This is a genomic window from Gilvimarinus gilvus (assembly GCF_030518155.1).
GTDB classification, from domain to species: domain Bacteria; phylum Pseudomonadota; class Gammaproteobacteria; order Pseudomonadales; family Cellvibrionaceae; genus Gilvimarinus; species Gilvimarinus gilvus.
Genome location: NZ_JAULRU010000264.1, coordinates 67933 through 79867 on the forward strand (window position 1 = coordinate 67933; position 11935 = coordinate 79867).

Annotated in this window: 10 protein-coding genes; all 10 read right to left on the reverse strand. The window is 51.0% G+C overall.

All coding sequences use genetic code 11. From position 1 onward, the window contains the following. Positions 1–80 precede the first annotated feature (80 nt). The 10 genes from motD to flhA all read right to left on the reverse strand — a co-directional run bounded on the left by motD (position 81) and on the right by flhA (position 11813). Positions 81–1004: a flagellar motor protein MotD gene (gene motD / locus QWI17_RS04195; RefSeq protein WP_302721257.1), complete on the reverse strand. Its 924-nt coding sequence runs from the start codon at positions 1002–1004 to the stop codon at positions 81–83. Positions 1005–1017: 13 nt separating this feature from the next. Beyond that, positions 1018–1758, reverse strand: a complete 741-nt coding sequence (locus QWI17_RS04200) for a flagellar motor protein (RefSeq protein WP_302721258.1) — start codon at positions 1756–1758, stop codon at positions 1018–1020. After that, positions 1758–2873 (reverse strand): protein-glutamate methylesterase/protein-glutamine glutaminase, encoded by a 1116-nt coding sequence (locus QWI17_RS04205; RefSeq protein WP_302721260.1) that lies wholly within the window; start codon positions 2871–2873, stop codon positions 1758–1760. The genes QWI17_RS04200 and QWI17_RS04205 overlap by 1 nt, the downstream gene beginning before the upstream one ends. A gap of 39 nt (positions 2874–2912) precedes the next feature. Further along, positions 2913–5162 carry a chemotaxis protein CheA gene (locus QWI17_RS04210; RefSeq protein WP_302721262.1) on the reverse strand — a complete coding sequence of 750 codons (2250 nt, stop codon included), beginning with the start codon at positions 5160–5162 and terminating at the stop codon, positions 2913–2915. Positions 5163–5173: 11 nt separating this feature from the next. After that, positions 5174–5968, reverse strand: a complete 795-nt coding sequence (locus QWI17_RS04215; RefSeq protein WP_302721263.1) for a protein phosphatase CheZ — start codon at positions 5966–5968, stop codon at positions 5174–5176. 27 nt (positions 5969–5995) lie between these two features. After that, positions 5996–6379 carry a chemotaxis response regulator CheY gene (cheY, locus tag QWI17_RS04220; protein WP_302721264.1) on the reverse strand — a complete coding sequence of 128 codons (384 nt, stop codon included), beginning with the start codon at positions 6377–6379 and terminating at the stop codon, positions 5996–5998. Positions 6380–6518: 139 nt separating this feature from the next. Next, a complete protein-coding gene (locus tag QWI17_RS04225) occupies positions 6519–7238 on the reverse strand; it encodes an RNA polymerase sigma factor FliA (RefSeq protein WP_302721265.1) in 720 nt (239 codons plus the stop codon). A 27-nt stretch (positions 7239–7265) separates the two neighbouring features. Beyond that, on the reverse strand, positions 7266–8093 hold the full coding sequence (locus tag QWI17_RS04230; protein WP_302721266.1) for a MinD/ParA family protein: 828 nt from the start codon (positions 8091–8093) through the stop codon (positions 7266–7268). An 82-nt stretch (positions 8094–8175) separates the two neighbouring features. Beyond that, positions 8176–9585 carry a flagellar biosynthesis GTPase FlhF gene (gene flhF, locus QWI17_RS04235; RefSeq protein WP_302721267.1) on the reverse strand — a complete coding sequence of 470 codons (1410 nt, stop codon included), beginning with the start codon at positions 9583–9585 and terminating at the stop codon, positions 8176–8178. Positions 9586–9605: 20 nt separating this feature from the next. Then, on the reverse strand, positions 9606–11813 hold the full coding sequence (gene flhA / locus QWI17_RS04240; RefSeq protein ID WP_302721358.1) for a flagellar biosynthesis protein FlhA: 2208 nt from the start codon (positions 11811–11813) through the stop codon (positions 9606–9608). Between the last annotated feature and the right edge of the window lie 122 nt (positions 11814–11935).

Consider the following 11935-nt stretch of genomic DNA (forward strand, 5'->3'; position numbering starts at 1 on the left):
TAGACTCCAACGTCAAAGTATTGCCACTATCCAATAAAATTAAAGCTTTGCTGTACATACAGCAACTATCGTGCCCACCACTATTGCCCTTGCCGAGGTAAGTCTGGGTCACTGCTAAACAGCAAATCCCCATCCTCCATCTCAACCGCCTCGATGGCCGAACCACCATTGCCAGAATTTTGATCGCTATCGGTGCTATCGGCAGTGTCGCGATTTTCTCCAACAGAACCTTCCACTTGCTGCGCCGGCAACGCCTCTCCGGCCAAGTCATCAATCAAGTTGGTTGGGCGATCAAACTTATCGCGCGCGATCATAACCGCGACCCGTCGATTCTGTGCCCGCCCATCGGGCGTATCATTACTCGCTGCGGGCTGATGCTCTCCATAGCCTACGGCTGCAAGCCGAGATGCGTCAACTCCGTTAGCGACCATCCATTTAACAATAGCACTGGCTCGCGCTGCAGACAGCTCCCAGTTACTGGGGTAGCGCTCGGTACTGATCGGCATATTGTCGGTGAACCCTTCAATTTGAATGGGATTATCGGTCTCGGCCAATATACTCGATACTTGGGAGAAAATTTGCTTGGCTTGTGCGCTTGCATCAGCACTGGCGGAATCGAATAAAATGCTGTCGCGCAATTCGATTTGCAACCACATTTCATTGCTCGAAATACGCATTAATTCCTGATCGATAAGCTGATCAAACTCGTCCCGAAAGTTTTGCTCTAATACTCCCAAATTACCACCACGGGCCATGGTCAATTGAATGGGCGACTGGTTTTGCGACAATACAGGTCGGCCAACGGGCATTACCTGATCAGACCGGGTACTCGGCTTAAACGCTTGCTCTAAGGTGGAAGACAGTACCCGATATTTGCTTTCATTCACTTGCGAGATTGAGTACATAACGACAAAAAATGCGAACAGCAGCGTTATGAAGTCGGCGTAGGAGACGAGCCAGCGCTCGTGATTAACTCTTAATTCTGATGATCGGCGGCGAGGCATAGTGAGGCCTGCATTAATCCAGGTAACCGCTCAGTTTTACCTGAATGGCTTTTGGGTTTTCGCCGTCGGCAATGCCCATGACGCCCTCTATAAAAAGCTCGTGAAATCGACTGTCTCGGTCGACACATTGGCGCAACTTATTCGCGATTGGCAATAGGAATAGATTTGCCAGAGCCACACCGTAGATGGTAGCGACAAACGCTACCGCAATACCGGGCCCCAGTTGCTCTGGGTCCGCCAAATTGCGCATAACATGAATCAAGCCCATAACGGCGCCTATAATTCCAATAGTAGGAGAATACCCCCCCATACTTTCATAAACTCGCACTGCCTCCATATTTTTTTGCTCTTTCAGGATCATATCCCCCTCAAGAACACGCTTAATGCTGTCGGGCTCGTTGCCATCTACCAGCAGTTCGAGACTTTTTTTGGCGAATGGATCCTTTTCTTCATCCGCCAATCGCTCTAACCCTAGCAGCCCTTCCTTGCGGGCTACGGACGACCAATCTGAAATTTTCTTAACCCCTTTGGCATAATCGATCGCAGGGGGTCGAAAGACCCAACTGAACATATGAAGCGCGCGCACCAAGCAATCTTTTGGTGTTTGTAGCATTGCGGCGCCCGCTGTGCCGCCAAAAACAATAAACGCCGCGGGTAGATTAACCAGCGAACCCAGGCTGCCGCCTTCAATAAAGTTGCCGCCAATTATCGCGGCAAAACCGATAATTACACCTATTATACTAAGCAGGTCCATTAACTGACCTCATCGGCCAGTGCAGGACCAATATCCTTTAAGGCCAACACACGGTCAGTTAGGTTTGCTCGTGCAACAGCCATCGGCATACCATATATCACACATGAAGCTTCGTCCTGACTCCAGATCTGCGCGCCTTTTTGTTTGAGCAGCTCCGCTCCTTTGCAGCCGTCAGAACCCATCCCTGTCAGTACCACACCCAATACGCGATCGGTGAAGCTGTTGGCTGCGGAACCAAAGGTAATATCCAAACTAGGCTTGTAGTTTACCCGGTCATCATCGGGCATTACTTTTACAGAGGCGCCACGCGGGTCTACCATCATTTGCTTTCCGCCTGGCGCTAACAGAGCCACCCCGGGCCGCAACACATCGCCATCAACGGCTTCCCTAACTTCAATCGCACACTGCTTGTTAAGCCGCTCAGCAAATGCTTTGGTAAAATTTTCGGGCATATGCTGCACTAATAAAATGGGCAAAGGCAAATTGCGGGGCAACTTAGTCAAAACTTCCGTCAAGGCAACGGGCCCACCGGTAGAAGCGCCTATTACAAGCAACTTAGGCTTACTGAATTTTTTCCTCGGTGCGGGAGGGTTTGATGGCGCCACCGCACGTTGAGCGGCCTCAACCGGGCGCTGTTGTGGATGTTGATGTGGGCGCGCTGCCTGCTGTGGAGAACTCGGCCTAGCCTGAGGAGCCCTTGACTCCTCTTTGCTGCTGCCCTGACGGGCCAGAGTAAGCAAACGTTCGTGCAACTTTTGGGTCAGACTAACCGAGTTGCGCGACACCTCAGCAAAATCTTTCGGAATGAAATCCAACGCCCCCGCTGCCAGTGCATCAAGAGTAATGCGAGCGCCTTCGTAGGTCAGCGAGGAGAACATTAAAATTGGCGTTGGATCACTCGCCATAATATGTTTTACAGCCGTAACCCCATCCATCACCGGCATTTCAAAGTCCATGGTGATAATGTCGGGTTTTACCTTTGCCACCAGATCAATAGCTTCACGGCCGTTACTGGCGACAGCGACAACCTGAAGGTTCGCATTTTGCCCAATGATTTCTTTTAAACGGGTTTGAAAAAAATGCGAATCATCAACAATCATTACCCGCACGGGCATGTTAAATCTCCATCAGGGGCAGAATGAGCGAGCCCTGCCTTAAACACCATTAGAATAGTATTGCAATAAACTCGGGACATCCAAAATCAACGCAATGGTGCCATCTCCAGTGATCGTTGCTCCAGCCATTCCCGGGGTGCCCTGTAGCATTTTCCCTAGAGGCTTAATCACCACTTCTTCTTGACCAATGAGTTGATCAACGACAAACCCTAATCGTCGCGTACCAACCGACACAATAACAACGTGGCCTTCTTTTTGAGTTTTAGTCGATACATGCTCGCCGTAAACCAACCAGTTTTTCAGAAAGAAAATTGGTATTGCCTGGTCACGGATGGCAACACACTCTTGTCCATCAACCACGTGGGATTTCGTCAAATCCATATGAAATATTTCGTTGACACTCACCAGTGGCAGTGCAAAGGTCTGATTCTCCAGCATGATCATCAAAGTAGGCATTATCGCCAGAGTCAGGGGCACTTTAATATTAAAGCGCGTGCCCTCACCCATTTTGGATTGAATTTCGATGGAGCCATTAAGCTGAGTAATTTTGGTTTTTACTACGTCCATGCCGACGCCGCGACCAGAAACATCGGAAATTTCTTTTTTTGTAGAGAAGCCAGGTGCAAAAATCAATGCAAAAGCTTCTTCATCCGTCAATCGCTGTACGGCATCTTCATCGTAAACACCTTTCTCGACTGCAATACCCCGCAACTTGTCTGGGTCCATGCCGGCCCCGTCGTCAGTAATGGACAACAGGATATGATCACCTTCTTGCTCTGCACCCAGAACTACCCGACCTTTGCGCGGCTTCCCTTTCGCTTCGCGCACCTCGGGAAGCTCAATGCCATGATCGACGGAGTTTCGCACCAAGTGGACCAGCGGATCTGCCAGTGCTTCTACCAAATTTTTGTCAAGGTCGGTTTCTTCTCCAACCAGCTCAAGGTCGATTTCTTTTTTAAGACTGCGTGCCAAATCCCGAACAACCCGCGGAAACCGACCAAACACTTTCTTGATAGGCTGCATACGTGTCTTCATAACCGACGTCTGTAAATCGGCCGTCACCACGTCTAGGTTGGATACAGCTTTGCTGAGCGATTCATTTTGTACCGTGTCACCCAAACGCACCAACCGATTGCGCACCAGAACCAACTCACCCACCATGTTCATGATTTCGTCAAGTCGTTGGGTGTCAACGCGAACAGTGGCATCTACCTGGGCGGGAACACCCTCTGCTTTTTTCGCTGCGCCGGGAGCGCCAGTGGATTTTGTCGGGGCGCTGGCAGCCGCGGGTTTTGGCGCTACGCTTGGCTCTGGAGCGGGCTCAGACTCAACTGTTGCCTTAGGGGGCGGAGGCGGCGCAGAATCTTTAGCGTCTCCCTTTGGGCTATTGCCTTTGCCGTGCAGCTGATCGAGTAACGCTTCAAACTCATCATCGCTGATGTCTTCGCCATTACTCGCGCTATCGCTAGTGGTAGAAAGATCGGTTGGAGTCGGCGCGCTTGTCGTTTTTTCCCCAGCTGGACTTTTTCCCTTGCCGTGTAGCTCATCCAGCAACGCTTCAAATTCGTCATCGCTGATTTCGTCAGAGGAGGTGTTTTTTGTTTGACCAGTCGCTGACTCTTTAGTAGACACTTGAGTCGAACCGGCACCCGGTGGTTTGCCTGAGCCGTGTAGTTGATCCAGCAGAGCATCAAATTCGTCTTCCGATATTTCATCACCGCCCGAGCCTGAGCTTGCAGCAGGTGCTTCGTTGCCATTTAATGCATCCAACAAATCGTTAAACTCGTCGTCGGTAATATCACTACCTGCTCGAACATTACCTGGACTTTCTGCTACGGCAGGTGCCGCCTGAGAGGCATCATCCTGCGGTACTGCCGTATTCGCCGCACCGGCAAGGTCTTCGCAAGCGACAAGCTTTTCTAGCTGAGCGATTAAGGCAGGATCGGCATCGGTAAGCGGTTCACGCTGTGATACCTGATCGAATTGAAGATTGACAGCGTCTAGAGCTTGCAGCACTACGTCCATTAACTCTGATGTGACCGTGCGTTTGCCATTACGCAAAATATCAAACAAGTTTTCGGTAACATGGCAGCATTCGACCATCGCCGTCAATTGCAAGAATCCTGCACCGCCTTTCACAGTATGGAACCCGCGAAAAATAGCGTTTAGCAAATCGCGATCGTCTGGTTTGTTTTCCAGTTCAACCAGCTGCTCGGAGAGATTCTCCAAAATTTCTCCGGCTTCTACCAGAAAATCCTGTAGAATTTCTTCATCATCACCGAATCCCATGCACTCTTCCTCTAGAAGCCAAGACTGGACAACAAGTCGTCCACTTCATCTTGACTAGAAACCACATCTTGTTTTTCTTTATTAATTTGCGGGCCTTCACCTTTTGTGTTGTCAATAACACGGGCCTTGCCTTCGTTATCGGCCTCTACGCTCAAACCTGTAATTTCTTCAACTTGCCCGGCAATTCGAACTAAGCTGACCAAATCCTGTTCGACTTCACTGATCAAGCCCATGACACGCTTAAGAACCTGCCCCGTTAAATCCTGAAACCCCTGTTCCAGAATGATATCCTGCAGGTTTTTGCCTAGCTGTTCGGTACCACTTTCCATTTGCCCGAGAAAGTCATCCATTCGGGTGTAAAGCGCGCGGAATTCATCGGCGCTCATATCACCGCTTTGCAAACGCGTCCATTCCGATCGCAATGAATTCGCTTCCTGACCTAAATTCATCGCAATGGGAGCGGCTTCTTCCACCATATCCATGGTTTTATCAGCAGCCTTTTGCGTGAGTTCAATAACGTAGCGTAAACGATCTGTCGCATCGCGTATTTCAGAACGCTCTATACTGGGGGGTTCAGAGGAGAGGTCACCATCGACATTAAAGTTAACAATGGCGCTGTGCAGGCCTCGGGTAAGCCGACCTACTGATTGATACAAATGTTGATCGCGTGATGAGATAATGGATTGAATCAGCTGGGAGGCCTCATCAAAATCGTTTCCCTGAAGCTTTTCAACCAGCAAACTGGCACTTTCTTGCAGTTCGTTAACGAACATCTGGTTGTCATGGTCCTGAATATCAGAAGTCATTTGAGTGCCTTTATTGTTTTAATTACCCTAGCCTACGCGCTCGAAAATTTTGTCAATTTTCTCTTTCAAGGCTGCCGCTGTAAAAGGCTTTACGACGTAGCCATTTACACCAGCTTGCGCGGCCTCGACTATCTGATCTCGCTTCGCCTCGGCCGTGACCATTAGCACCGGCAAAGTTGCCAGCTTTTCATCAGACCGAACCTCCTTAAGCAAGTCAATGCCGGTCATACCTGGCATATTCCAGTCGGTAATTAAGAAGTCAAACCCTCCGCTTTTCAGCATCGGTAGCGCAGTCACACCATCATCGGCCTCGTGGGTATTGGTAAACCCTAAGTCCCTAAGTAGATTCTTGATGATCCGCCGCATCGTCGAAAAGTCATCAACGATTAGAATCTTCATTTCTTTATCCAATGCTGCCTCCGTATCACTCTCTAAGGAGTCTGAATTACTTATATTCTAGCCGCTGTCCACAATGAATCCAGTGCCAGCGCCCAAATGAAGCTTCAGGCTCAGTATTTGAGCCATGAAATTAACCTTATTGTACCCTAAGTCAATCTTTCTGGGTCCAGTCGGACAGTCGTGATCTTAGCCGGCTGGCGGCCTGAGAGTGAATTTGGCTAACCCTGGACTCACTAACGCCTAATATTTGACCAATTTCTTTGAGATTTAGCTCTTCGTCGTAATACAGAGCCAGAACCATTTTTTCTCTTTCCGGTAATTGGCTTATCGCCTGAGTCAGGGAGACCTTTAGACTTTCTCGCGTCATATTCTCCTGAGGGTTATCAAATTCACTCGATTCCCCGGAAAATGTGGCGCTGGCGTCATCAGCAAAGGTTTCTTCATAGCTAAACAATCGGCTGGAATTGGTATCGCGCAACATCGCATGGTATTCGTTGATTTCCACCCCGAGCTCTGCGGCCACTTCGCCGTCTTCAGCGTCACGGCCTTTACGGGACTCGACCCGCGATATTGCCTCACTAACCCTTCGTGCATTGCGATGCACCGATCTTGGAGCCCAATCACCGCGACGCATCTCATCGACAATCGCACCGCGAATACGTATGCCGGCATAGGTCTCGAAACTCGCCCCCTTCGATCCATCGTATTTTTGGGCGGCTTCGAGCAGACCAATCATGCCCGCCTGAATGAGATCGTCAACTTGCACCGAAGCCGGCATGCGCACCATCATATGGTGCGCTATACGTTTTACCAGCGAAGCGTAATCCTCGACCCTGATCGGATTCGCCTGAGTATTTGAATTACTGTACATAGCCAACCCATTTGCCGCGTTCATCGGTCAATACCCCGACCCACTTGCCTGGAGCAGTCGCTCCACGAAGAATTCTAGTTTGCCTGTCGGCGCGGATGGTAGCGGCCAGTTATCCACCGAATTGGCCAATTGGCGCACCGCTTGCGCCGCTTTACAGTTCGGGGCGAACTCAAGCAATGCCTTTTGTTTTTGCACGGCTTTGCGAACCGTTTCGTCGAACGGCACCTGGCCGACATACTGTAGCGTCACGTCGAGAAAACGCTCACATACGGCATTAAGCTTAGCGTACATCATCTGCCCTTCTGTCGCAGAACGCGTCATATTTGCCACCACACGAAAACGCTGAACGCCATGTTCTTTATTCAGTAGCTTAATCAGGGCGTAGGCATCGGTGATCGACGAGGGCTCGTCGCAAACGACAACAATCACTTCATTCGCAGCCCGGGTAAAACTGACCACAGTATCGGAAATACCCGCTGCGGTATCGATAACCAGCACGTCCACCTGATCGCTCAAATCACTGAATGCAGAAATCAACCCAGCGTGTTCTTGCGGACTTAGCTCAGCCATTTTCTGCACACCTGAGGCAGCAGGTACTATCTTAATGCCAGCGGGCCCGGTGACTAAGACATCCTCCAAATCACACGTGCCGGATAATACGTCCGCCAGCGTGAACTTAGGAGAAATGCCGAGTAGTACATCGACATTTGCCAAACCCAAGTCGGCATCGAGTAAAACGACCCGACGTCGCAACTGAGCCAAGGCCACACTTAAATTCACCGAAATATTGCTCTTACCGACTCCGCCTTTACCACCGGATACAGCAATTACCTGAACAGGGCGATTTTGACTCATTGCAACTCTCTCTCCGCCGGCTCCATACACGTGAAGCCTATTATACTGGCTAGACTATCCATCCAATTTTTGTTCTGCCCCACTAGCGCGTTACCCTGTGCTTTTGCCGAACGCTACTGACCAAGCTGGCTGCACGGCTCAAAATATTTGGCCCTTTGGCAACAGTGATATCATCGGGAATATCCTGCCCATCAGTAGTATAGGCTATTGGCAGCTTAGCCTGTATGGCACAATCAACCGCCTCCCCTATACTGGCGGTTTCATCCAGTTTAGACAAGATGCAGCCTTTCAGCTCGGCACCGCTGTACGCATGCAGTGACGCTTTGAGCATCTGCGCCTGGCTATTGGCCGGCAAGACGACAAAACTCTGCACTCTGGGAATCTGCGAAAGTGCTTGCATTTGCTGTTTGAGAGCCGGGTCGCCATGGCGCAAGCCGGCGGTATCAATCAAGACCAGCTCTACATTGCGCAAGCTGCGCAACACCTGGGGCAATGCATTGTGCTCGTCCACAACGCGTAGGGGTACGTTCAAAATACTGGCGAGCGAGCGCAACTGATCGTGAGCGGCCAAACGATGGGTGTCGGTGGTAACGAGAGCTACCTTGTCAGCTCCGTGTCGCATCACATAGCGTGCCGCCAACTTTGCCACCGTTGTGGTTTTGCCCGCTCCCGTTGGGCCGACAAAGGCGAATATTCCGCCCTTCGCTGTGACGTCTTCGCCGCAAACCGGTATCGCCTTAGCCAAACGAGCCATAGCCTCAGGCCATGCTTTCGCTACCAGGCGGTTTTTAAGAGGTCTCTTCATCAATGCCTGAGTGACCCGCTCAGAGAACCCCATGGACTGCAAACGCTGCACGATACTGCCCGAAGACGAGCCAGAAGCCGCGCGGCCGGGAGGCATGGGAGCAAAGATAGCCAACTTATCCTCAAGCAGCTGGCGCATTTGCAATATCTCTTCTTGCAGGTGGGCTATTTCCTGGCTGCCCGAATGCTCCACAGCAGTGTCTGCGGTGGGCTCGTCAAAAGCATCATCGCTCAACAAGCCATATCGCTCCGCAGCGCTCTGAAACTTAACCGTATTATCCAAATATTGCTCTGGTGCCACTGTAGGAGCCGCGTCTAACCGGGGCGCAGGCACACGAATGCCAGCATTGACCACCTGGCGCTCACCGAGAAATTCGTCGGCTGATTCGTCAACGGATTGCCGCGCCGCTAAGCGACGGCTGGCCAGTTCAATGTCAGCCAATATTTGTTGTGAGTTTTTACCCGCTTTATGGGCCTGATCGGGGAATAGTGAGTCAGAATATGCCGGTGTCGAAGATGCCACTTGCGGCGATGCATCACCCTGTGCAGCTGTCTCGCTACTGGCAAGTATTTCAACGCCCTCCCTGACGCGCCGGGTAGAGAGTATTACCGCATCCTCACCTAGGTTCTGACGAACCATTTCAAGGGCACGACGCATGTCTTTGGCTACAAACCTTTTTGCCTTCATGTCTGTCTCCTACTTCATTCTCAACCGTCAGCGCTAACCGAGGCATCGATGGTAATTTGCTTGTTATCCGGTATTTCGGTGTACGCCAGTACGTGAATATCGTGAGCACTGTGCCGGCAAAACTTAGCGAGCATATTGCGCAGTGGCGCAGCCACCAAAAGTACTGCAGGCTTACCTGCCATTTCTTGTTTTTGCGCCACCTCGGATATTGATCGCTGTAACTTCTCCGCCAAGCCAGGTTCGACAAAAGCGCTATCGTCAGCGCCAGCTTTTTGTGCTTGCTGAACAGTTCCCAGCAACAATTGTTCCAGTTGTGGGTGTAAGGTGATAACAGGCAGCTCAGCCGCGGTACCATTGATGCTTTGAATAATCTGCCGCCCTAAGGCGACACGAGCGGCAGCCGTCAACGCGGCGGGATCTTGACTCTTTCCCCCCACCCCCGCCAAAGCTTCGGCGATTGATCGTATGTCCCTAATCGCAACACGCTCCTTGAGCAAGTTCTGCAGCACTTTTAACAGGACGTTCAGACTCACGGTGTTGGGAACCAACTCCTCCACTAACCGGGGAGATGACTTCTCCAGCATATCGAGCAGTTTTTGCACATCCTCATGTCCAATCAGCTCGTGAATATTGTCCTGCAGGATATGGTTCAGATGCGTAGCGATAACGGTACTGGCATCAACCACTGTATACCCCAGTGTTTGTGCCTGCTCCTTCTGCCCTGCGCTGATCCAGATGGCGTCTAGGCCGAAGGCCGGATCTTTGGTTTTAATACCCTCAATATCGCCGAACACCTGACCAGGGTTGATTGCCAGCTCGCGGTCCGGATGCACCTCTGCCTCGGCAACGGTTACCCCCATCAAACTCAAGCGGTAGGCGTTAGGTGCCAGCTCCAGATTGTCGCGTATGTGAACCGTCGGAACCAAAAAGCCCATTTCTTGCGACAACTTTTTCCGAACCCCCTTGATTCTGCCGAGTAAGGTGCCGCCCTGATTCTTATCCACCATTGGAATCAACCGGTAGCCTACCTCTAGCCCTATGACATCAACGGGCTGGACATCATCCCAGCCTAACTCGATGTTTTCCGCCGGCGGTAAAGCCGCCGCACCGGTTGATGCGGGTGATGGCGCGACCTGGCCTGTCGCCTGTGGAGCAGGCGGGCGAGACGCACCACGTCCGCTGGGTATATAGTTATCCTCTACTGGCTCTGGCTGCTGCTTACGCCAGTGAATATAGTAAGATAGAGCCGCACAAATAATGGCCAAGCCCAAAAAGGCGACGTGTGGCATACCGGGAATCACGCCCATAATGAAGAGAATGCCTGCCGCGATCATCAGAGCTTTAGGCGACTCAAACATCTGTGAAAGTACTTGCGAGCGCATATCCTGCGAGGTGTTGACCCGAGTAACCAATATTGCGGTTGCGGTCGATAGCATCAAAGACGGGATCTGTGCCACCAAGCCGTCACCTATGGTGAGCAAAATATACTTTTGCAGCGCATCGGCAAATTCCAGGTCATGCTGGGCCATGCCTATCCCCAAACCACCGATGATGTTTATGGCTAAAATCATGATGCCGGCGATTGCATCACCGCGAACAAATTTACTGGCACCGTCCATCGCGCCGTAAAAATCCGCTTCGCTAGCCACATCCTCACGGCGCTGCTTCGCTTCATCCTGATCTATAAGCCCCGCGTTCAAGTCAGCATCAATCGCCATTTGCTTACCGGGCATTGCATCGAGGGTAAATCGGGCACTCACCTCCGATATGCGCCCGGCACCTTTAGTGACCACCACAAAGTTAATGATCATCAGAATTAAGAAAACCACCAGGCCCACAGCATAGTTGCCGCCAATCACCACTTCACCAAAGGCCTGAATCACCTTGCCAGCGGCATCACCGCCCTCATGGCCGTTGAGCAGCACCACCCGGGTAGAGGCAACATTAAGAGCAAGTCGTAGCAAAGTGGCAACAAGCAAGATGGTTGGAAAGGCGGCAAAATCCAATGGCCGCAGCGCATAGACCCCAACTAATAAAACGACAATGGAGAGCGCAATATTGAAAGAAAAGAAAGCATCCAACATGAATGCGGGCAAGGGCAAAATCATCATACCCAAAAGCATGACCAGCAATAGCGGAATACCGATATTGCCACCACCGAAGGTCTTGATTTGATCTAAGGCCGACTTTCCGTCAGCTTTGCTGAACTGCCCTAAAGATATTGCCATATTGGTACGGTTTTTTGACACTCGGTGGTTGTTTTTACCTACTGTCGCAAGAACCGTACCCAAGCGACAAAACTAGCGGCAGTATTCTAAAATAACCCTACAAATTCACCGGCAATGATTGC

Excerpts from the sequence above, each read along its gene's own strand:
- QWI17_RS04225 (WP_302721265.1), bottom strand. The coding sequence starts at position 7,238 with ATGTACAGTAATTCAAATACTCAGGCGAATCCGATCAGGGTCGAGGAT.
- QWI17_RS04210 (WP_302721262.1), bottom strand. The coding sequence starts at position 5,162 with ATGGGATTCGGTGATGATGAAGAAATTCTACAGGATTTTCTGGTAGAA.
- flhA (WP_302721358.1), bottom strand. The coding sequence starts at position 11,813 with ATGGCAATATCTTTAGGGCAGTTCAGCAAAGCTGACGGAAAGTCGGCC.
- QWI17_RS04230 (WP_302721266.1), bottom strand. The coding sequence starts at position 8,093 with ATGAGTCAAAATCGCCCTGTTCAGGTAATTGCTGTATCCGGTGGTAAA.
- QWI17_RS04205 (WP_302721260.1), bottom strand. The coding sequence starts at position 2,873 with ATGCCCGTGCGGGTAATGATTGTTGATGATTCGCATTTTTTTCAAACC.
- QWI17_RS04215 (WP_302721263.1), bottom strand. The coding sequence starts at position 5,968 with ATGACTTCTGATATTCAGGACCATGACAACCAGATGTTCGTTAACGAA.
- motD (WP_302721257.1), bottom strand. The coding sequence starts at position 1,004 with ATGCCTCGCCGCCGATCATCAGAATTAAGAGTTAATCACGAGCGCTGG.
- flhF (WP_302721267.1), bottom strand. The coding sequence starts at position 9,585 with ATGAAGGCAAAAAGGTTTGTAGCCAAAGACATGCGTCGTGCCCTTGAA.
- QWI17_RS04200 (WP_302721258.1), bottom strand. The coding sequence starts at position 1,758 with ATGGACCTGCTTAGTATAATAGGTGTAATTATCGGTTTTGCCGCGATA.